Here is a 21087-nt window from a genome sequence, read left to right on the forward strand (position 1 = left end):
ACCTGGCGCACGCTCCGCGTCCGGCCCTTTCCCCCATTGGCCCTGCGGGCGCATCCCCCCATGTCCGGCGCATCCCCCATATCCGGCGCCTTCCCAGATCCGGCGCATCCGCCCATGAATCCGACGGCCACCGCTCCATTTCAGGAACTTTCAGCCGCGCGGGCACATTTTTTTCAGCAGTGGTACTATACGAAACCACTTTTTACACACTGCATCCATCCAGAAAAATTACTATACAAGTATTTCCTGATTTCCTGTTCATAGATTGACAACTGTGCACTCAACCGCTAGATATGCCCCATTCATGGAGAGAGGCGCGAGGGTCCGGCCCTGTGACCGCCCGGCAACCTGCCCCGACGTGACGCCGTCGGTCGGGACAAGGTGCCAACACCGACCGTGTAGCGCACGGGATCATGATCGCGGGCTTGCGGCGTCGGCCTCTCCACGCGAGGGGCCTTTTTGTTTTGGGGGCATCGTCCGGACGCTGGAGCCGTGCGGTGCATGTGGGTGGATTTCAGGCCAATTGCGCACCCACAGAAAAAAAATGCAGCTAACAGGCCGTTGCGCCACGGGGGCCGCCACACACCCAGCCGGAACATCCGGCGGGACGGCGGACAGCCCAAGGGCGCACGGTGGTCCGCCGGCCCAGCCCCCGGCGGATTGACCACGCGAAGCCCGGACGGCTTCGCGAAAAAAGGGAGACACGATGAAGGATTTTCTGGAGAAGTTGCAGCCCGTTGGCGAGTGTGTAATCTACTACCTCTACCACAACGAGGACGAACCCATGCCCACCAGTTGGTCCGACCCGCTGGAACTCATGGGTGACATGACTCGCCTGCAACTCACCGACGCACAGATGCGCGAACTGCGCGACATCGTGAGCGAGGAAATCCGCAGCGAAGGCCCCGAGGCGGTCTGGAAGGGGCGCACCCTGCGCAAGAACATCATCCATTCCTGCGGCTACCTGGTGTAGCCGGGCACCTTCGGCGGGCGCGTCCGGCAGCGCGCCCTGCCCAAACGGTGCCCGCTCCGGTACCTGACCCGGCCTACAACGCCTCGCCTTTCCGGGCCACTCCCCCCGCTCCGCGTGCCTGCCCGCACACGTCGGCGGCCCCCATGACCCGGCACGCATGACGACAGACACAACGCCCCCGTCGGGAAACCGGCGGGGGCGCTTTCGTTGGCGGCAGGAAGCGTGCCAGGAAGCGTGCCAGGACGTGTGCCTGTATGCGGCCAGGACGTGTGCTGACGCGCTGCGGGCGGCAACGCAGGGTGTCCGCTGCCTGAGGGACAATCCGCCCGATTCAGCCTTCGAATCCCAGTTCGGCCAGCAGGCCGGGCAACTCGCGAAAATCGCGCATGGTGCGCACCCGGGGCGTGGTGCGCGCTTCCCGGGTCTGACCACCCGGGCGCGGCGGATCGAACCAGATGCCGGACATTCCGGCTTGCGTGGCGCCCCACACGTCGCCGGTCCAGTCGTCGCCGATCATCACCGCCCTGTTGGCGGGCAGGCCCAGGTCGCGCAGTGCATACGCCCAGAACGGCGGCCAGGGCTTGGGCGCCCCCGCCGAACGCCACGTGTACACCCCGGCCAGCAGCGGCCCCACGCCCATGGGGGCAAGGGCCGCCCGGATGGGGCCCTCGTCCGATTCCGAGGCGTTGGAGGCCAGAGCCAGCCGCCAGCCCGCAGCCAGGGCGCACAGCACCTCGCCCGCGTGGGGCATGGGTTCCTCGTCGGTCCATCCGTGTTGCGGCCCCATCCAGCGGGGCATGACGCGCATCAGCGTGCCGCCCCAGTCCAGCAGCAGCGCCTTGTCGGGGACAGACGTGGCGGTCGGGGCGTCCGGTGCAGCGGATATGTCGTTGTGGTTCGTCGTCGGCATGTTCACGCTCCTGCCCCGTGGTGCCCGCGCTCCGGGTCCGCGTCAAGTCGGAATGGCCCGCATTCTTTCCGCGCCCCACCCAGCGCACAAACGAAAAGGGCCGGAACCCGAAGGTTCCGGCCCATGGTCGCAGCTATGTGGTGGCCGGGTTGGCCGTACCAGCCTTTCGGCCTAGTACATGCCGCCCATGCCGCCCATGCCGCCCATGCCGCCGCCGGGCATGGGCATGTCCTTCTTGGCTTCGGGCTTTTCGGCAATGGCGCATTCGGTGGTCAGCAGCAACGAGGCAACGGAGGCCGCGTTCTGCAGGGCGATGCGGGTGACCTTCTTGGGGTCGATGACGCCAGCCTTGATCAGGTCTTCGAAGTCGCCGGACGCGGCGTTGAAGCCGAAGCCGTCCTTGCCTTCGCGCACCTTCTCGACCACGATGGAACCTTCGTAGCCGGCGTTGGTGGAGATCTGGCGCAGCGGTTCTTCGATGGCGCGACGGATGATGTTCACGCCGGCGGCTTCATCGTCGTCGGCGGGCTTCACGTCGTCCAGCACCTTGCAGACGCGGATGTAGGCGGTGCCGCCACCGGGGACGATGCCTTCTTCCACCGCAGCGCGGGTGGCGTTCAGGGCGTCCTCGACGCGGTCCTTCTTTTCCTTCATTTCGGTTTCGGTCGCGGCGCCCACGTTGATCACGGCCACGCCGCCCACCAGCTTGGCCAGGCGTTCCTGAAGCTTTTCGCGGTCGTAGTCGGAGGTGGTTTCGTCGATCTGGGCGCGGATCTGCTTCACGCGCGCCTTGATGTCGTCGGACTTGCCAGCGCCGTCCACGATGGTGGTGTTTTCCTTGTCAACCACAACGCGCTTGGCGGTGCCAAGGTCGGCCACCGAGATGTTCTCGAGCTTCACGCCCATGTCTTCGGACACCACGGTGCCGCCGGTCAGGACGGCGATGTCCTGCAGCATGGCCTTGCGGCGGTCGCCGAAGCCGGGGGCCTTGACGGCAACAACCTGAAGGGTGCCGCGCAGCTTGTTGACCACCAGGGTGGCCAGGGCTTCGCCTTCCACGTCTTCGGCGATGATCACCAGCGGACGGTTCATCTTGGCCACCTGTTCGAGAACGGGCAGCATGTCCTTCATGCTGGAGATCTTCTTCTCGTTGCAGAGAATGAAGGGCTCGTCGAGTTCGACGACCATCTTTTCGGGATCGGTCACGAAGTAGGGCGACAGGTAGCCGCGGTCGAACTGCATGCCTTCGACCACTTCAAGGGTGGTTTCCAGACCCTTGGCTTCCTCGACGGTGATGACGCCTTCCTTGCCCACCTTGGCCATGGCCTCGGCAATGATGTTGCCGATGGTGGTGTCGGAGTTGGCGGAAATGGTGCCGATCTGGGCGATTTCCTTCTGGTCGCGGGTGGGCTTGGCCAGGGTGCCAAGTTCCTTGACCAGCTTTTCCACGGCCTTGTCGATGCCGCGCTTGATGGCCATGGGGCTGCGGCCAGCGGCCACCAGCTTCACGCCTTCGCGGTAGATGGCCTGGGCAAGGATGGTGGCGGTGGTGGTGCCGTCACCGGCGATGTCGCTGGTCTTGGAAGCAACTTCCTTGACCATCTGGGCGCCCATGTTCTCGAACCTGTCTTCGAGTTCGATCTCCTTGGCCACGGTCACGCCGTCCTTGGTGATGACGGGCGAACCGAAAGACTTCTCGATGACCACGTTGCGGCCCTTGGGGCCGAGGGTCACCTTGACGGCGTTGGCGAGTTTGTCCACGCCGCGGGAAAGCTTTTCACGGGCCTTGACGTCGAACAGGATTTCCTTGGAAGCCATTGTATTCATCCTCCTCGGGAGTAAGTGCTAAGTTCGCGGGGCGTTATTCGATGATGGCGAGAATGTCGTCTTCACGCATGACGAGGTGCTCGACGCCGTCAAGCTTGATCTCGGTGCCCGCATACTTGCTGAACAGCACCGTGTCGCCCTTCTTGACGGTCATGGCGATGAGCTTGCCGTCTTCCGCGACCTTGCCGGGACCGGCGGCGACGACTTCGCCGCGCGAGGGCTTTTCCTTGGCGGTGTCGGGAATGAACAGGCCGCCGGCGGTCTTTTCTTCGGTTTCGAGGCGCTTCACCAGCACGCGGTCATTCAAAGGCTTCAGATTCATGACAACTAGTCCTCCAACTTTAGGTGATCGCTGTTTGTCCCGTCTTTGGCACTCACGGGGTGCGAGTGCCAACGACAAGGGCGGTCATCTCGCCGCGCGTCATGACCGTGTCACACGCGCGCCCTCCCGCCGCATGGCGGGGGGCGAAATTCGTCTCGCCCGGTGTATCGTGGCTGTTCGGCAGATGCCGGAGTCCGACAGGGGCTCGGTCCGGCCGCCGGGTGCGGCTGGCCGCCCGCTCCCGTTCACACGGTGGCGGTGCGGTGCAACCGCGTTGGAGTATAAGGCGGGTTTACGGGTTGAAAAGGGGGTTGTGTGCATTTTTTTGCATTTTCCTGGGGCGTCATGCAAATTCAACACGCCGCACTCCCGGCATGCCTTCCGAAAAACCTCACGAACTCGCACCCTTCCGCACGACGTTCGCCCTTGCGCAGACCGGGCGCGACAAGGCGGCCAAATCGGGCAGACCGGCCAGATCGGGGCAATCGGGCCAATCGGGCCAATCGGTAAGGTCGGCAAGGTCGGGACGCCCGGCCCGGACCACGTCAGGCCAGACAAGTCGGGCACAGCCGTGGAGGCGTGCCATTCGGGCACGGCACATCAGACCGACCGGGCCTGCGCGCCTTCAGACGCTGCCGTGCGCGGGGCGCGCGGCAGCCCGGTGAGAATGGCCAGCCCCCCGGCCACGCCCAGCAGCAGGCAGTAGTAGTTGGCCGACAGCACCGCCACGGGCGAGATGCCCGCGATGGACCCGGCCAGCAGCACCTGCGCCGCATGCGGGGCCACCCCCTGCACCACGCACGAAAAGATGTCCAGCAGGCTGGCGCTGCGGCGCGGGTCCACGCCGGAGGTGGCGGCGATTTCACGCGCCATGCCCCCGGTAAGGATGATGGCCACGGTGTTGTTGGCAGTGCACAGGTCGGCCACGGCCACCAGGCCGGAAATGCCCGCCTCAGCCGTGCGGGTAGCGGCCCCGTTCTGGCGGCCCGGCCGGTCGGTGAACCGGCGCACGGCGGCCAGCAGCCAGGCCACCCCGCCCTGATAGCGGATGAGTTCGCCAAGGCCGCCCATGAGCATGGACAGCACGAGAATCTCGTGCATGCCGGTAAAGCCCTTGTAGATGTCCTGGGCGAATCGCAGCGGGGTGTAGCCGTCCACAACGGCCATGCCCACGCCGCCCGCCAGGACGATGCCCGCGAACAGCACGGCGAACACGTTCATGCCCGAAAGCGCCATGACCAGAATGGCCACGTAGGGCAGCACCGTGACCACGCGGTAACCGCCCGGCGCGGCGGCCCGGCCCGCGTCGCCCGCCAGCCAGAACACCGCCACGGCCAGCAGCGCGGCGGGCAGCGCGATGGCGAAGTTCATGCGGAACTTGTCGCGCATGTCGCAGCCCTGGGTGCGCGTGGCCGCTATGGTGGTGTCGGAGATCATGGACAGGTTGTCGCCGAACATGGCCCCACCCACCACCGCACCCATGAGCAGCGCGGCATCCGTGCCGGTCTGGGCGGCCACGCCCGCCGCGATGGGCCCCACGGCGGCGATGGTGCCCATGGAAGTGCCCATGGCCGTGGCCACGAAGGCCGAAATGACGAACAATCCCGGCAGCACCAGCCGTTGCGGCACCAGCGACAGCCCCAGGTTCACCGTGGATTCCACCCCGCCGATGGCCGACGCCACCGAGGCAAAGCCCCCCGCCAGCAGGTAGATGACGCACATGGTGATGATGTTGATCTCGCCCGCGCCGGACAGGAAGACGTTGACCCGCCGGGTCAGCCCGCCGGGCCGGGCCGCCGTGGCCAGGTCCTTCTCGCGCAGGACGAGGGCAAGGGCGATGGCGGGCAGAATGGCCACCGTGGGCGACAACTGGTAGAAGGCCATTTCCGTTCCGGCGGCGCCAAGGGCCAGCCCGGCACCGATGAAAAGCGCCAGGAACAGGCCCAGCGGCAGCAGGGCCAGGGAATTGGGAACAGGCTGGTGCGGGGGCGTGGCAACGTGTGACGTCGGGGACATGGCGATATCCTTCATGAAGCCCGACGGCTGCCGGGCCTGCGCGTAACGCATTGAAATGTGAGTGTGTATGGGGGGGATCGGGATGGTCGGCGAAAGCCCACCGCGTGCATGGCGCGCGATGGCGAACCGTGCAGATAGGAACGGGGACGCCGCGTGTCCAGACGAACTGGCGCGGGCGTCCCCGGAATATCATGCGGCGCCGGTTAGTTGCGACTATTCACGGTTCTTCGCGGTCATTCACGGAATTGGGCAAGCTCCGCGATGCGCGCCTCCACCACTTCCCAGCGTTCCAGCAGGGCGGTCTGCTCGCCTTCCAGCGCGGCAACGCGCGCGGCGGCAGCGTTGAAACCTTCCGGGTCGGCAGTGAAGAAGTCCGGCTCGGCAAGGCGGGCTTCCAGCGTGGCCTGTTCGCGCTCCAGCGCGTCCAGGTTGCCGGGCAGGGCCGCCAGTTCATCGCGCAGCCCGGCCAGTTCGCGCTGCTCCTTGAAGGTCAGCTTGCGGATCTGGGCAGTTCCGGGACCGGAGCCGTTACCGTCCGCCCCGCTGCCGTCGCCCTCTCCGGTCCTGCGCGGGGTGGCATCCCCCCCGGCACCATCGGCAACCGGCTTCGGGCGCTGGCGCAGCCAGTCGGTGTAGCCGCCCACGTACTCGCGCACGTTGCCGTCGTCGTCAAAGGCCAGGGTGCTGGTCACCACGTCGTCCAGAAAAGCTCGGTCGTGGCTCACCAGCAGCACGGTGCCCTGGTATTCGGCCAGCAGTTCCTCCAGCAGGTCCAGCGTTTCCACGTCCAGGTCGTTGGTGGGTTCGTCCAGCACCAGCACGTTGGAGGGGCGGGTGAACAGCTTGGCCAGCAGCAGGCGGTTGCGCTCGCCACCGGACAATACCCTGGCGGGCAGGCGCAGCCGGTCCGGCTCGAACAGGAAGTCGCGCAGATACCCGGCCACATGGCGGCGGTTGCCGTTGACATCTATGGTGTCCGCGCCCTCGGCCACGTTGTCCATGACCGACTTCTCGCCGTCCAGGGCCGTGCGCAACTGGTCGAAATAGGCAATTTCCAGCCGGGTGCCGTGGCGCACCTCGCCGGAATGGGGCACAAGCTGGCCCAGCAGCAGGCGCAGCAGGGTGGTCTTGCCGGAACCGTTGGGACCGATCAGCCCCACCCGGTCGCCACGCTGGATCAGCGCGGAAAAGTCGCGCAGCACCGACCTGGCGTTCTCGTGGGCGAAGCACACGTTGCGTGCCTCGATGACCAGCTTGCCCGAGCGTTCCGCCTCCTGCGCCAGCATGGCCACCCCGCCCTGCTTTTCGCGGCGGCGGGCGCGTTCCTCGCGCAGGGCGTACAGGGCGCGCACCCGGCCCATGTTGCGCGTGCGCCGGGCCTTGATGCCCTGGCGCACCCAGACCTCTTCCTGGGCCAGCTTCTTGTCGAACAGGGCGAACTGGCGCTCCTCGTTCTCCAGCCGGGCCTCGCGCTGCTCCTGGTACTGGTCGTACCCGCAGGCATAGGAATGCAGCCGGCCCCGGTCCACCTCCACGATGCGGGTGGCCAGACGGCGCACGAAGGCCCGGTCGTGCGAGACGAACACCAGCGTGCGCGCGCGGCGCATCAGATATTCTTCCAGCCAGGCGATGGTATCGATGTCGATGTGGTTGGTGGGTTCGTCCAGCAAGAGGTCCTGCGAGGCCACCAGTGCGCGGGCCAGCAGCACCCGGCGCTTGCGCCCGCCCGACAGGGTGGAGAATTCGCGCTCCGGGTCCAGCCGCAGGTGGTTGCACACGGACACTACATCGCCGTAATGCTCCCACCCTTCGCCCGATTCCAGCCCGCGCCGCGCCGCGGCCAGCGCCTCGCCTTCGGGCCCTAGCCCCCCGGCCACGATGCCGAACACCGGGCCGGTCATATCCACCGGCACCTCCTGCGGCATGCTGCCAAAGCGCATCCCCGGCGTGCGCACCACCTCGCCTGCGTCGGGGCGCAGGTCACCGGCCATCAGCCGCAGCAGCGTCGACTTGCCCGCCCCGTTGCGCCCCACAAGGCAGATGCGCTCGCCCTGCTCCACATGCAGGGTGGCCCCGTCCAGCAGCTTGCCGGTACCGAGGTTGAGCGTGACGTCCTGTATGCCCAGCAATGCCATGCGAGTATCCCACCAAGAATATACGTTTCTGCAAAAAAACGGACAAAAATTCGTCTACCCGAACAAATGTTCGGAAAGAGCCCGCCAACAACTGAATATAGCGTTCAATCAATCAGTTTAGCGCGCAACAGGCCACCGGGCAAGCCGGACAAAACAAGTCCACAAAACCCTGCGATACCGGCGTGTTACCACAACACCGCAAAAACATGCGTAAGTACGTGCTAACATTGACATGTATGTACAGCAGGGGATAGACGCAGCACTACCGCCGCATCAAGCGCCATGGGAAATGGCGCACACGCCACAATCCCTTGGGGTATCCATGCGCCACCTTTCTTCACAAACACTGTTCTGTGCCATAGGCACCGGCCTTCTCGCGGCCGGTGTTGCCGCCCTTGTGCCGCTTGTATCCGGCACGTTTTCCCTGTCGCACGGCCTTGCCGCCCTGGCTGTCGCCTGCATTGCCGCTGCCGGAATGCTGGCGTGCCGCATGCGCGGTCTGGCTGCCGACGCGCGCCTGCTGCACGATGCCGCGCTGAAGGGCCTCGGCGGCTCCGCCGCAAACGCGCCCGCCGCCCTGTCCGATGCCGCCACCGCCATCGCCGCCCTGCGCGACGAGGCGCTGCGCAATGCCGCCGCAGGCCAGGCCATGCTGGAAGCCCTGGATGGATATGACGGGCAGGACGCCTCCCGCTCTGCGGACACTGCGGCCCCGTACATCCTGCTGGACGCCAAGGGCATGGTCACCTGCGCCTCCCCGACCCTGCTGGCCCTGCTCGACACGGGCACCACGCCGCCCGCCCTGCCCGCCACTCTTGAAACCGTGGGCCTGCGCCCCGCCCCCACCGATGCCAAGGGGGCGGAACTGCTGCGCCAGATCCGCGAGGGCCGCGCCGCCACGGGCGAACTGGCCATCCCCCTGGCCTGTGGGGTGCCGGACAACGGCACCGCCCCGGGCATGCCCTGCCTGATCCACCTCACTCTGTCCGCCCGGCCCATCACCGACACGGCGGGCCGCACGCACGGCAGCTTCGTGCTGCTGCGCGACCTGACCCGGCTGCGCGCCGCGCAGTGTACCCTGGCCAGCACCTCGTCGCGCATCGAACGCTTTGCCGCCGACTCCATGTCGGCAGCCAGCGAGGTGACCCGCGCCGCGGAAGACCTGGCCACCCTGATCCAGGAAGCCAACGCGGGGGCGGGCAGCCAGCAGGAGCGCACGGCAGAAACCGCCACCGCCATGGAACAGATGAACGCCACGGTCATCGAAGTGGCCCGCAACGCGTCCCACGCCGCCGACCAGGCCGCCGAAACCCGCCGCCGCAGCGTGGACGGTGCCCGCCAGGTGAACGAACTGGTGGCGCACATCGACGGCGTGGAACAGGTCATCGGGCAACTGGCCGAACGCGTGGGCGCACTGGACACGCAGGCGGGCAACATCGGTCAGGTGATGAACGTGATTTCCGACATCGCCGACCAGACCAACCTGCTGGCGCTGAACGCGGCCATCGAGGCGGCCCGCGCCGGGGATGCCGGGCGCGGCTTTGCCGTGGTGGCCGACGAAGTGCGCAAGCTGGCCGAAAAGACCATGAACGCCACCCGCGAGGTGAGCGAGGTGATCACCGGCATCCAGCAGAGTTCGCGCGCCGCCGCCCGCGAGATGGACGGGGCCCGTGCCGCCGTCAACGAGGCCGCCCGCCGCGCCCAGGATTCCGGCACCGCGCTGTCGGAAATCCTTGCCCTTACCGACAACACCAGCATTCAGGTACAGTCCATCGCCACCGCCGCCGAACAGCAGTCGGCCACTTCTGCCGAAATCAACCGCGCTGTGGAGGCCATTACCGGCATTGCCGGGCGCACCATGGACATGATGAACCACGCCGCGCAGGACGTCTTCAGCCTGGCCGGGCGTTCCAGCGACCTTTCGCGCACCGTTGCGCGCATTTCCGCCACCGACGAGGCCGACGACGCGGCAGCGGCGGCGGGCAAGGCCGCGCCCTGCTGGGAATTCAAGAAGTGCGGGCGCGAAAAGGGCGGCGCCAAGGAAAAGGAAATGGGCATCTGTCCCGCCTGGCCCGACCACGGCTTCAGTTGTGCCGGGGTTACCGGCACCTTCTGCGGCGGACAGGTGCAGGAAACCTTTGCCAAGAAGATCGGCAACTGTGCCAAGTGCGACTTTTTCAAAAGCGCATCCTACCGGCGCGACGCGCACGCTTCGCAGATGTCGGGCAGCACCCCCGGCAGGGGCGTACGGCTGGAACTGCGGCGCTGAGGTTCCGGGGGCACCGGCCCGCACACACCGCCAGGTACACATGGGGCGGGGCGCACGACGCCCCGCCCCTTTTCGATGCCCTCCGGCTGCCCGTCCGCCTCCATCCCAGCCCGCCCCCGGCGCGGGGCGCGGGGCGCAACCCTTGCGCCCCGGCCTGCACAAGGGTACTAAGACCATAACAGGAGGTGCCACCCATGCCCGCCACCGAACCCGACGCCCGCAAGGGACGCGAAGCCCTTGGACACTGGCTTGACGAAATGGCCGCCACCGTACGCGACATAGAGCGTGAAGCCGAACAGGCGCTGCACAGAAACGAGGACCAGGACGCCTACCGCGACCTGATGCGCCGCAAGGCGCAACTGCTGACCTCGCTGCCCGATCGCGCCCGCGACCTGTTGCCCCAGTTCGAAGGGCACGAGCGAGACGCCATCGCCGACCGGCTTTCGCGCTTTGCCTCCAGCGCATCCAACGCCCTGCGCATCGATTCCGTGTTCTACATGTCCGCCCTGCTCTACCCGGAAGACCACACCCCCGGGCAGCCCAACGACCTGGAAACCTTCGCCGCCGCCGTGCGTGATGGACGTGCCGGGTAGGACGGGACAACGTACAGCAGCACACCACACGGCATACACAAGCAAGCGCCCGGATACGCATAGTATCCGGGCGCTTGCTTGTGATCTGCATGCGAAAGAACCTGCCATGGCTGATGGCCGCACGCCATACGCCTCCACCCCACTCTCTTCCGCCTTTCAAACCTGCGCCCCCCGCTCGGGCACCGGGCGGGGCGAGGGCGTGGCCTGCGATGGCGAAACGCGGCGGCGGCCCAGAAGGCAAGGCGCGGTGCGCCACGGCGACGACGGCGTAGCAGCGCTACGTCGAGGAAGCCGGGGTGTGCCGCAACGCAGCCAGCGGGCAACAGGCCCGCATGCGCTAGGCTTTCATGTTGACGAACTGAAGGGGCACGCCCAACTCCTCCCCCCGCAGCAACTGGATGACTTCCTGAAGATCGTCGATCTTCTTGCCGGTCACGCGCACCTGGTCGTCCTGGATGGCGGCCTGCACCTTGAGCTTCGAATCCTTGATCTTCTTGACGATCTTCTGGGCGACATCCTTGGTGATGCCTTCCTGGATCACCACATCGCGCTTGACCTGGCCCTTGGATGTCGGTTCGATATCCTTGAACTCCAGACACTTGGGGTCAACCTTGCGGCGGATGCAGTGGGATTGCAGCATGTCTTGCAGGGCGCGCATCTTCATTTCGTCGCCCGCCAGCAGATGGATGCGCTTGTCGCCGCGATGCAGTTCGATTTCGGTGACGGAATTGCGGAAGTCGTAGCGGGTTTCCACTTCCTTCTTCACGTTGTTCACGGCGTTGTCGAGTTCCTGCATCTCTACCTTGTTGACCACGTCGAACGAGGGCATGCGTACCTCCGGATGAAGCGTGCCGTGCGGCACGCGGATTGAAAAGTGTCCTGCGGATGGCCAACGGGCCGGATCAGGCCAGACGGGCCGGACCAGACCGGATCTGGCCCGATCAGGGCGAATCGGTCCGCATCAGATCGGATCGGACGGTCTGGACGCACTGGACCGGGCCGGAAAAGGACAGGCCGCGCCAGCAGTGGACACAGGATGTAGCAAAGGGAACGCCGTGGTTCAAGCTGGCGCGCGGAACGCCTCCTCGCGGACTGGGCGGACTGGGCGGTTCATGGCCTGGTCTCCTGCCATTTCCGCGCGGACCGGGATACGCCGTCAGTTTGCGGATTGGGGACCGGAGCCGCCGCCAGAAGAGCCGAAAGACCCGCGCCCTCCGCCTTCACGGCCCATTCCGTCCCGCCCGGACTTGCCGCGCGCATCCTGCCCCGCGTGCCCGGCAGTTCCGGGGGTACCCTGCGAGCGGGCGGGCTTGGCCGCCTGCTGGCCCTGCGGTTGCGGCGCGCCACCCAAGGCACCTTGGGCCGCCGGGGGCACGGCATGACGGGCCGGGCGGGGCCGGGCGGGCTGGCGGGGCGATTCCGGAACCTCGGCAGGTTGCAGTTGCGGCTTGCGCCCGCCGGGCAGGCGGGCCTGCCGGGGCGGCAGCGCGGGGCGTGCCCCTTCCGGGCTGCGTGCCGCCGCGCCGTAATCGAACCCCTCGAAGCGGCAGCGGGTCACCGGGCCGCCCAGGGCGCGCTCGATATGGCGCACCGCCGTCTCGTCGCCGGGGGCCACCAGGGTCATGGCCGTGCCCGCGCGGGCGGCGCGTCCGGTGCGGCCGATGCGATGGATGTAGGCGTCCGCCGTGGCGGGCACGTCGTAGTTCACCACGTGGGTCACCCGCGAAATGTCCAGTCCGCGCGCGGCCACGTCGGTGGCCACCAGCACGGCGTAGCGCCCGGTGCGAAACCCGTCCAGGGTTGCCTGGCGCCGCCGTTGCGAAAGCTTGCCTTGCAGGCACCCCACGCGCAGCCCGGTTGAGGCCAGTTGCTGCCACAGGCGGCGCGCCCCGTGCCGGGTACGCACGAACACCAGCACCGCACCAGCCAGGGATCCGTCCTCGACGGCGTGCAGGGACGGATGGCCGCCGCGCGAGCCGTCATGCGGTACAACGGCTACGCCGTCATGCGGTACAACGGCTACGCCGTCACGCGGTACAACGGCTACGCCGTCACGCGGTACAACGGCTATGCCGTCATGCTCGGTGCCGCCTTCGGGGGTGTCCTCTCCATCGGGCAGGTCGGGCAAATCGGGGAGATCGGGTGGGTCGGGCAATACGGGCAGACCGGACACGCCGGGCAGCAGCCGGGCGCGCAGCATGGCCTTCAGCAGCGGGGTCTTGAGATGGGCGGGCACCGGATACAGGGCGTGGTCCACGGTGGCCGCCGGAGCCTGCGCGTCCACGCTGACGGTCACGGGGTCGCGCAGGGCCTCGCCCGCCAGGCCTTGCACGGCCTGGGGCAGCGTGGCGGAAAACAGCATGCGCTGGCACCGCGCGGGCACGGCGGCCAGCAACGCCCGCACGTCGGCCAGAAAGCCCAGTTCGAACAGCGAATCGCCCTCGTCCAGCACCAGCACGTCAAGGGCGGAAAGGTCCAGGTTGCCGCGCCGCAGGTGGTCCAGCAGCCGACCGGGGCAGGCCACCACGATCTCCACGCCGGTGCGCAGCCGCAGGGCCTGCGGCATGATGCCCACCCCGCCGTAGATGGTGGCGGAACGCAGGCGAGTCATGGAGCCAAGCCGCCGGATGTGATCGTGAATCTGCTCGGCCAGTTCTCGGGTGGGGGCCACCACCAGCGCCCGCAGCACCCCGCGCGGTCCTTCCAGCAGGCGTTGCAAGAGCGGCAATGCGTAGGCGGCTGTCTTGCCCGTGCCGGTGGCGGCCAGGGCCAGCACGTCGCGCCCGGACAGTGCGGCGGGAATGGCCCGGCGCTGCACGGGGGTGGGCAGGTGATAGCCCATGCTTTCCACCCCGGCCAGCAAGCGGGCGTCGAGGGGCAGTTCGGCGAAGGTCACGGCGGAAACACTCCGGAATGGCCGGGGGCCGGGCTGTTCGGACACGGAACGCGCAACGCGGCTGATACTACGTTGCCCCGGCGACCGTGGCAATGCCGGGAAACGACCGGACGCGCGGCCCGCCCCCCTGCCTGCCGTGCCATCCCGCCCGTCCCGCGCCTGCCCCCTGCCCCCGAAAAATTGGACAGCGGAGAACTGGACAACTGGACAACTGGACAGGGGGGCGCCCGGCATGGAACATTGCGCCTCCGTCTTTCCGGCCAACCCAACCGCCACGCCAACCGCCACGGAGCCCCCATGCTCGACCTGCTGTACCGTTTCGGCATCACCCCGCGCCGCCTGGCCACGGAATTTCCCCTGCCCGGCAGTCCGGAACGCTGCCTGACCCGCACGGCGGTGCAGGGCGACGACGGGCGGCTGTGGATGCTGGAACGGCTGGCCCCGGCGCAGGTGCCCCGGCGCGAGGCCATGGGCGACCTGCTGGCGCAACTGGCGGACCCTGCCGTGTCCGGCCCGGAACTGGCCCCGCTGGTGCCCGCCTACCTGCCGGTGGAGGATGACGCCGCGCATGAGCGCGCGCCGGATGGCGTTGCCCAGGGCGGAACCCCCATTGCCGAGGCCCCGTCGAATTCCGCCCTGCGCCATGTGCTGGCGGCGGACACCCCACCCCATGCCGGGTACTGGCAGCTTTCGCCCTTCGTGCCCGGCGCGGAACCGCCCCGCCCGGACTACCTGGACCATGCATGGCGCGGAACCGCCGTGGCCGCCCTGCTGCTGGCCCTGCACCGGGCCGGGGACAACCTGCCCGCCGGGCTGCCCCCCGCGCCGGTACCGCCGCTGCCTGCGTTCATCGCCGGGCTGCACGAGGCCGTGGCCCGCCGCATGCCGGAAGCCGCCCGCCGCCTGCACCCGGTGCGCGACGCGCTGGAAGCCCTGCCCGACGTGCTGGCCGCCCAGCCGGTGGTGCTGGCCCATGGCGACACCCACCCCCTGAATCTTATCTGGGCACCCTGCGGGGATGGCGACGCGACTCCACCATCCCCCAGCGGGCCCAATCCTTTGTCCGCGCTACGCGGGGTCATCGACTGGGAATTCGCGGGCGCGCAGCCCATGCTGTACGACGCCGCCAACTGCATCGGCTGCGTGGGGTTCGAGCATCCTTCCGGCCTTGGGCGCGGCTTTGCCGCCGGGCTTACCGCCACCTTGCGTGAAGGGGTGGCCCCGTACAGCCTTGCCGGGATACCGACGAAAACCCTGCGCCACCTGCCGCTGATGGTGCTGGCATCCCGCTTCGGGTGGCTGTCGGAATGGCTGCGCCGCAGCGACCGGGACATGCTGGAAATGGAGTTGGACTACTGCGACATCCTGCTGCACCACCGCCAGCAGTTGGCGGACATGTGGTGCGGCGGGTAGCCGTCCGCCGCTTTCGCCATGGGCACCCTGCCGCCCCAGAGCGCACCCTCCTTGCGCCTTCGCCCATCCCGCAAACACATCGCGCCCCCCTGTACTCCCGGCGCAGGCGTGCTATATCTGCCATGATGCCCGGACGGACGCGCCACTTCCGGCGCGCCGCCTCCGGCACGGGAGTGCGCACCATGTCCACCCTGCTTCAGTCCCCCTTCATCGAGACCGCAACGTCGACGCTGGCCGCGCTGGCGCAGCTCTTGCCCCTTTCCGCCCTGCTGGTGGCCGTCCTGCTGCTGCCCGCAACGGCCCGCGCCGCGCAGGCCGGCACACCACGGGCGCCAACCGGCACGACGGCTACCGCCGTGTTCGCCGGGGGCTGCTTCTGGTGCATGGAAAAACCCTTCGACCAGTTGGACGGCGTGCTGGAAACCACCTCCGGCTATACCGGCGGCAACGTGGATGCGCCCACCTACAAGCAGGTGTCCTCGGGCCTCACCGGGCATGCCGAGGCCCTGCGGGTAACCTACGACCCGGCCAGGGTAACCTACGAAACCCTGCTGGATGTCTTCTGGCGCAACGTGGACCCGCTGGACGCGGGCGGCCAGTTCTGCGACCGGGGCAGCCAGTACCGCTCGGCCATCTTCGTGGCCGATGCCGCGCAACACCATGCCGCCGAGGCCAGCAAGAAGGCCATCGAGGCGCGGTTGGGCAAACCCGTGGCCACCAGCATAGAAGACGCATCCACCTTCTGGCCCGCCGAGGAATACCATCAGGACTACTACCGCAAGAATCCCATCCGCTATGCCTACTACCGGACCGGCTGCGGACGCGACCGGCGGCTGGAACAGGTCTGGGGCGCGGAAAAGTGACCCGCGCGTGAGAGCATTTCCCGAAAACGAGAAAGGACGCCGCCCATGATGGGACGGCGTCCTTTCCGTTTATCTGTCCTCTTCCCGTACCAGGGCAGGTGGCACCGCCGAAGGCTTCATCCGCCCTCAACCGCACCGCCGTCGCCCGGTACAGCCCGGCATGCCTGCCCTATCCGATATACCCGGCAGTCCCGGCAAGTCATGCTCCCGGCGCGGCGTGTCCGTATTCGGGGGCAGCAGCCCCAGCCCGCCCAGCGTGCCGCCGTCGCCCAACAGTCCGGCGGCGTCGGCCCGGCAGCGGGCACAGTGGCGCATCTGCGGCAGATGGCGGCCCGCAGCAGCGCGCACGGCATCCATCATCTGCGGCCCCGGCGCGTTCACCCCGCCCAGCGGCGTGGACGCGACCGGGATCAGTCCGATGCAGTTCATCAGCGATGCCCCCAGCGCGGCGGCGCGCCGGGCAACCGCCTCCACGTGGGCATCGTTGACGCCAGGCACCACCACGGTGTTCACCTTCACGGCAATGCCCGCCCGCGCAAGGCGCGCCAGGCCTTCCTCCTGCCGGGCCAGCAGGTGCGCCGCCCCCTCCGCGCCATGCAGCGCGCGGCCATCATCCGCCGTCACATGCGCATACAGGCGCGCGCCCAGTTCCGGGTCCACGGCGTTCAGGGTCACGGTAACGTGCCCCACGCCCAGCGCGGCCAGCGCATCCACATGCTCCGGCAGAGCCAGCCCGTTGGTGGACAGGCACAGCAGCAGGCCCGGATGCGCCCGGCGTACAAGGGCCAGGGTTTCCAGCGTGGGGCCGGGGTCCGCCAGCGGGTCCCCCGGTCCGGCAATGCCCACCACCGAAAGGTGCGGCAGGGCCGCCACGGCCCGGTCCACCAGTTGCGCGGCCTCTGCCGGGTTCAGCACGCGGCTGGTCACGCCGGGGCGCGATTCGTTGACGCAGTCGTGCCGCCGGTCGCAGTACCCGCAACGGATGTTGCAGGCCGCCGCCACCGGCAGGTGGATGCGCGCATGCGTTGCGTGCGCCCCGGCGGTAAAGCACGGGTGGCGCGAATCGCCCGCGCTCATCGCGGTTGCCGCCCCATGCCGATGCAGTCCTGCGGGCACGAGCCGATACAGTCCCCGCAGTTGGTACAGTTGGTTTCCCCGGGCCGCGTGGCCATGTAGCAGACCTTGCGGCACTTGTCGCAACCGTTGCAGGCGTCGGTCTTGTACACCGCAAACGGGGCGAAACGGCGCACCACTTCCAGCACCCCGCCCGCCGGGCAGGCAAAACGGCACCACGCGGCGGACACCGCCACACCCAACGACAGAATGCCCACCACCGTCCATGTGCGCACCAGCCACAGCGGCATGGCGTGCTCGAAGGTAAGGGCCACCGCGCCAAGGAATTCCCCGGTGCGGATGGGCACGTTGACGCGCGGCTGCCCCAGTACGAAGTAGGCCCACAGGGCCAGCGCCAGTCCGCCGTACTTGCCGAAGGGCAGCAGGCGCGCGGCCAGTCCGCCGGGCTTCAGGCGCAACGGCGCAAACAGGCCAAGCAGGCGGTTCACCGTGCCGCCGGGGCAGGCCCACCCGCAGAAGGCACGGCCGAACAGCGCCGCCAGCGCCAGCCACCCGGCCCACACGCCCCAGAACATGGTGAACAGCCGCCCGTGGCAGGCCACCACCGGACAGTTCTGGCAACTGATGTACGGCACCACGAACGGACAGCGAAAGATGCCGTAGAACGACCACTGGCCGATCACCAGCAGCATGACGACCTGCACCGCCCGGTTCCACAGGCGCAGGGTGCGGGCGCGCGCGCCCTGACGCACGGCGCGGGGCTTCAGTTCCGTCAGGTTCGCCGCGCCGCCCGCCGCAGGCGCGGTGTTCACGCCCGCATCAGACATCCTTCACCCCCAGCTTTTCCACCAGTTCCTGCCCGCGCGGCGAAATGGCAGGGATGAACCCGGCCCGCTCGAAGTGCGCCTGCCCGTCGGGAGACGTTACCCATGCCACATAGTCGTCGGCCAGGGCGCGGTCGCGCGCTTCCTGCATGACGCCCACGGTGAAGGTGAGCGGCGGCGGCGGAAACAGCCCGGCGGGAATTTCCACGATGTCCAGCCTGCCCGCGAACTGGGGCAAGCGGGTGACCCGCAGTTCCACGATCATGGCGTCGGCCTTGCCGGTGGTCACCGCCTCCACCGAACGCTGCACGCAGGTGCCGGGGTCGGCCACGTTGGCCATCACCGCATCCAGGCAGCCAGCCTTCTTGAGCAGCCCGACCACCGCCGCGCCGCCGGGGGGCGAGGCCTCTGGCGCCATGGCCACCCGCACCCCCTTGCGGGCCATGTCGTCCACGGAGCGCACGTTGCCCGGATTGCCCGTGGGCGTGACAATGACGTAGCTGGTGAAGCACAGCGGCTTGAAATAGGCCATCCGGCCTTCCGCGCGCAGCTTTTTGGCAAGATCCAGCACCCGCCCGGCGAACACCTCTGTCGAGCCGCTGCCCAGCAGGGACTTGCCCAGCGCCGCCGCAAACGCCCCGGTGTACACCACCGCCGCGCCGCTGCGCCGCTCGTACTCCGCATGGGCGGGCTGCATGGCTTCCGCCAGCCCCCCGCACGACCATACCTGCAACCTGCCGCCGGGGAATGGCGCGGCCTGCGCCGCCCCCGGCAACGAGGCGGCGGCCAGCCCCGCCACCCCGGTCAGCGAGGCGCGCAGAAACCCGCGCCGCCCCTCGTTCTGCAACTGACGCATGAACACCTCCGCGTGTACTGTGTAGTGGCGCCCACCCTATACGTCGCGCGGCGCACCCACAAAGCGGAATAGTCAATTCATTCAGCGCCATTCGATAGTCACAGCCTATACAAACAGCCGGACGGATGATGCTTTCCGCGACACTCCGAAGTCCTCGGCCCGCCGAATATTTACGGATGCAGTCACGAATCTTCAAAAATTCCTGCGAAGAATTTGCCGCGCCATTCCTGAATGCAGTGCCACTGCAACACAGCCATGCTGCATACCCTGCTTCGCACCTTGACGAGGGCGACGAAAGGCGGTGTAGTCCTCCACAGTCCCCCCTGCCCCGCAGGGATGGGACCGCAGGCCATCCCGCGCCCGCACATGCCGGGCAGCATCCCTCACCTCACGTGCAATCCGGAGGCATCATGAAGGCTTACAAGCAGTACATCGATGGTTCCCTGGTTTCCTCCAGCAGCAAGGACGTCATAGAGGTCGAAAACCCGTTCACCGGCAAGATCGTATCCACCGTGCCCAACGGCAACGAGGCCGACGCCGGGCGCGCGCTTGATGCGGCCCGCGCCGCGCAGCCCGCCTGGGCGGCCCGCAGCGCCCCCGACCGCGCGGGATACCTGAAGAAAATGGCGGAGCTCATCCGCAAGCACCGCGTTGATCTGGCCCATATCCTGGTGGAAGAGCAAGCCAAGGTGCTGCCGCTGGCGCAGGTGGAAATCGACGTCACCGCCGAATACTTCGACTACTACGCCGGATGGGCGCGCATCTACGAAGGCGAGATCATCCAGAGCGACCGCCCGCGCGAGAGCATCTTTCTGATGCGCAAGCCGGTGGGCGTATCCGTGGGCATCTGCCCGTGGAACTTCCCGTTCTTCGTCATGGCCCGCAAGGTGGCCCCGGCGCTGCTCACCGGCAACGCGGTGGTCATCAAGCCAAGCTCGGTCGCCCCCAACACCATCATGGCCTTTGCCGAACTGCTGACCGGGCTGGACCTGCCGCACGGCGTCCTCAACATCATCACCGGCGCGGGCGGCACGCTGGGCGAAGCGCTGGTGCGCAGCCCCATTCCGGGCATCATTTCGCTGACCGGCAGCGTGGAGGCGGGCCAGCGGGTCATTGCCTCGTCCGCCAAGAACATCACCAAAACCTCGCTGGAACTGGGCGGCAAGGCCCCGGCCATCGTCTGCGCCGACGCCGACCTGGAACTTGCCGCCAAGGCGGTGGTGGCCTCTCGCGTGATCTTCAGCGGGCAGGTGTGCAACTGCGCCGAACGGCTGTACGTGGACGCGCGCATCGCCGACCAGTTCACCGACATGCTGGCCAAGGCCTTCAAGGCCGTGACCTACGGCGACCCCATGGCCGCCACGGCCCCGGACATGTCCAGCCAGGTCAGCGCGGAACAGCAGAAGAAGGTGGCGGACATGGTGCAACGCGCCGTGGAGGACGGGGCGCACGTGATCACCGGCGGGCACATCCCGGATACGCCGACCGGCCACTTCTACCAGCCCACCCTGCTGGGCGGCTGCCGCCAGGCCATGGAGATCGTGCAGCAGGAAATCTTCGGCCCGGTGCTGCCGGTGCTGACCTTCACGGACCTCGACGAGGCCATCGCCCTGGCCAACGACAGCGACTACGGCCTGACCTCGTCCATCTTCACCACCAACGTGAACAGCGCCATGTACGCCATGAACCGCCTGAAGTTCGGCGAGACGTACGTCAACCGCGAGCACTTCGAGGCCATGCAGGGCTTCCACGCCGGGTGGCGCAAGTCCGGCATCGGCGGGGCCGACGGCAAGCACGGCCTGATGGAATACCTGCAAACCCACATCAGCTACGTGCAGTGGTAGACGGGGCGCAGGCGCGGAAAGGACCGCGAACGCCATTCCCGGCATCGGATATTACCGGCTGAACGCTTGGTATTGCCCACTCCACCAACAAAAACCGGCTCCCCTCGCGGGGAGCCGGTTCCTTTTTCATTTCGTCGTGACGCGCCCTCAGGCAAACAGGCCATTTGCCTTTGGGTGGCGTTGGCACTGCGGAGATTTTTGTTCTCTGCCGAGGAAGAACGATTTTTTATGAAAGGAGTGTACTCTTCTCGTACTCGACTGGAATAAAAAAC

Annotated in this window: 16 protein-coding genes and 1 riboswitch; of the genes, 6 read left to right on the forward strand and 10 right to left on the reverse strand. The window is 67.7% G+C overall.

Features of this window, described 5'->3' with window-relative positions; genetic code table 11:
• The first annotated feature begins 299 nt into the window (after nucleotides 1-299).
• Nucleotides 300-420, forward strand: a riboswitch (SAM riboswitch).
• A gap of 286 nt (nucleotides 421-706) precedes the next feature.
• On the forward strand, nucleotides 707-973 hold the full coding sequence (locus ABWO17_RS11665; protein ID WP_353118710.1) for a hypothetical protein: 267 nt from the start codon (nucleotides 707-709) through the stop codon (nucleotides 971-973).
• Between the two features lie 331 nt (nucleotides 974-1304).
• Here the strand turns inward: ABWO17_RS11665 and ABWO17_RS11670 are convergent, their stop codons facing one another.
• The 5 genes from ABWO17_RS11670 to ABWO17_RS11690 all read right to left on the reverse strand — a co-directional run bounded on the left by ABWO17_RS11670 (nucleotide 1305) and on the right by ABWO17_RS11690 (nucleotide 8183).
• Nucleotides 1305-1883, reverse strand: coding sequence for an HAD family hydrolase (locus ABWO17_RS11670; RefSeq protein WP_353118712.1), 579 nt, complete (start codon nucleotides 1881-1883; stop codon nucleotides 1305-1307).
• Between the two features lie 171 nt (nucleotides 1884-2054).
• Complete coding sequence (gene groL / locus ABWO17_RS11675) at nucleotides 2055-3701, reverse strand: chaperonin GroEL (protein WP_353118713.1); 1647 nt, start codon at nucleotides 3699-3701, stop codon at nucleotides 2055-2057.
• Nucleotides 3702-3744: 43 nt separating this feature from the next.
• Complete coding sequence (gene groES / locus ABWO17_RS11680) at nucleotides 3745-4032, reverse strand: co-chaperone GroES (RefSeq protein ID WP_167122072.1); 288 nt, start codon at nucleotides 4030-4032, stop codon at nucleotides 3745-3747.
• Between the two features lie 600 nt (nucleotides 4033-4632).
• Nucleotides 4633-6048 carry a Na+/H+ antiporter NhaC family protein gene (locus ABWO17_RS11685; protein WP_353118715.1) on the reverse strand — a complete coding sequence of 472 codons (1416 nt, stop codon included), beginning with the start codon at nucleotides 6046-6048 and terminating at the stop codon, nucleotides 4633-4635.
• A 233-nt stretch (nucleotides 6049-6281) separates the two neighbouring features.
• A complete protein-coding gene (locus tag ABWO17_RS11690; RefSeq protein ID WP_353118716.1) occupies nucleotides 6282-8183 on the reverse strand; it encodes an ATP-binding cassette domain-containing protein in 1902 nt (633 codons plus the stop codon).
• A gap of 322 nt (nucleotides 8184-8505) precedes the next feature.
• Between ABWO17_RS11690 and ABWO17_RS11695 the strand changes: the two genes are divergently transcribed.
• Together ABWO17_RS11695 and ABWO17_RS11700 are read left to right on the forward strand one after the other, a co-directional pair.
• Nucleotides 8506-10452 (forward strand): methyl-accepting chemotaxis protein, encoded by a 1947-nt coding sequence (locus tag ABWO17_RS11695; protein ID WP_353118718.1) that lies wholly within the window; start codon nucleotides 8506-8508, stop codon nucleotides 10450-10452.
• A gap of 194 nt (nucleotides 10453-10646) precedes the next feature.
• A complete protein-coding gene (locus ABWO17_RS11700; RefSeq protein ID WP_353118720.1) occupies nucleotides 10647-11045 on the forward strand; it encodes a hypothetical protein in 399 nt (132 codons plus the stop codon).
• A 337-nt stretch (nucleotides 11046-11382) separates the two neighbouring features.
• On the opposite strand, the gene ABWO17_RS11705 is transcribed toward ABWO17_RS11700, so the two are convergent.
• Together ABWO17_RS11705 and ABWO17_RS11710 are read right to left on the reverse strand one after the other, a co-directional pair.
• Nucleotides 11383-11874: a YajQ family cyclic di-GMP-binding protein gene (locus ABWO17_RS11705; protein WP_353118722.1), complete on the reverse strand. Its 492-nt coding sequence runs from the start codon at nucleotides 11872-11874 to the stop codon at nucleotides 11383-11385.
• A 327-nt stretch (nucleotides 11875-12201) separates the two neighbouring features.
• Complete coding sequence (locus ABWO17_RS11710) at nucleotides 12202-13941, reverse strand: DEAD/DEAH box helicase (protein WP_353118724.1); 1740 nt, start codon at nucleotides 13939-13941, stop codon at nucleotides 12202-12204.
• A gap of 297 nt (nucleotides 13942-14238) precedes the next feature.
• Here ABWO17_RS11710 and ABWO17_RS11715 point away from each other — a divergent pair, with 297 nt between their 5' ends.
• Entirely contained in the window at nucleotides 14239-15354 is a 1116-nt protein-coding gene (locus ABWO17_RS11715; protein WP_353118726.1) for a phosphotransferase, read from the forward strand.
• A gap of 182 nt (nucleotides 15355-15536) precedes the next feature.
• Nucleotides 15537-16217 (forward strand): peptide-methionine (S)-S-oxide reductase MsrA, encoded by a 681-nt coding sequence (gene msrA / locus ABWO17_RS11720; protein ID WP_353118728.1) that lies wholly within the window; start codon nucleotides 15537-15539, stop codon nucleotides 16215-16217.
• Nucleotides 16218-16343: 126 nt separating this feature from the next.
• On the opposite strand, the gene ABWO17_RS11725 is transcribed toward msrA, so the two are convergent.
• The 3 genes from ABWO17_RS11725 to ABWO17_RS11735 are packed head-to-tail and all read right to left on the reverse strand — an operon-like array spanning nucleotide 16344 to nucleotide 18971.
• Nucleotides 16344-17294 carry a radical SAM protein gene (locus ABWO17_RS11725; protein ID WP_353118730.1) on the reverse strand — a complete coding sequence of 317 codons (951 nt, stop codon included), beginning with the start codon at nucleotides 17292-17294 and terminating at the stop codon, nucleotides 16344-16346.
• Nucleotides 17291-18118: a 4Fe-4S binding protein gene (locus ABWO17_RS11730; protein ID WP_502914909.1), complete on the reverse strand. Its 828-nt coding sequence runs from the start codon at nucleotides 18116-18118 to the stop codon at nucleotides 17291-17293. The genes ABWO17_RS11725 and ABWO17_RS11730 overlap by 4 nt, the downstream gene beginning before the upstream one ends.
• Nucleotides 18111-18971, reverse strand: coding sequence for a substrate-binding domain-containing protein (locus tag ABWO17_RS11735; RefSeq protein ID WP_353118734.1), 861 nt, complete (start codon nucleotides 18969-18971; stop codon nucleotides 18111-18113). Before ABWO17_RS11735 ends, ABWO17_RS11730 begins: the two co-directional genes overlap by 8 nt.
• 410 nt (nucleotides 18972-19381) lie before the next feature.
• On the opposite strand from ABWO17_RS11735, the gene aldA reads away from it, so the two are divergent.
• A complete protein-coding gene (gene aldA / locus ABWO17_RS11740) occupies nucleotides 19382-20815 on the forward strand; it encodes an aldehyde dehydrogenase (RefSeq protein ID WP_353118736.1) in 1434 nt (477 codons plus the stop codon).
• The last annotated feature ends 272 nt before the right edge of the window (nucleotides 20816-21087 follow it).

The organism is Nitratidesulfovibrio sp., from assembly GCF_040373385.1.
GTDB lineage: Bacteria > Desulfobacterota > Desulfovibrionia > Desulfovibrionales > Desulfovibrionaceae > Cupidesulfovibrio.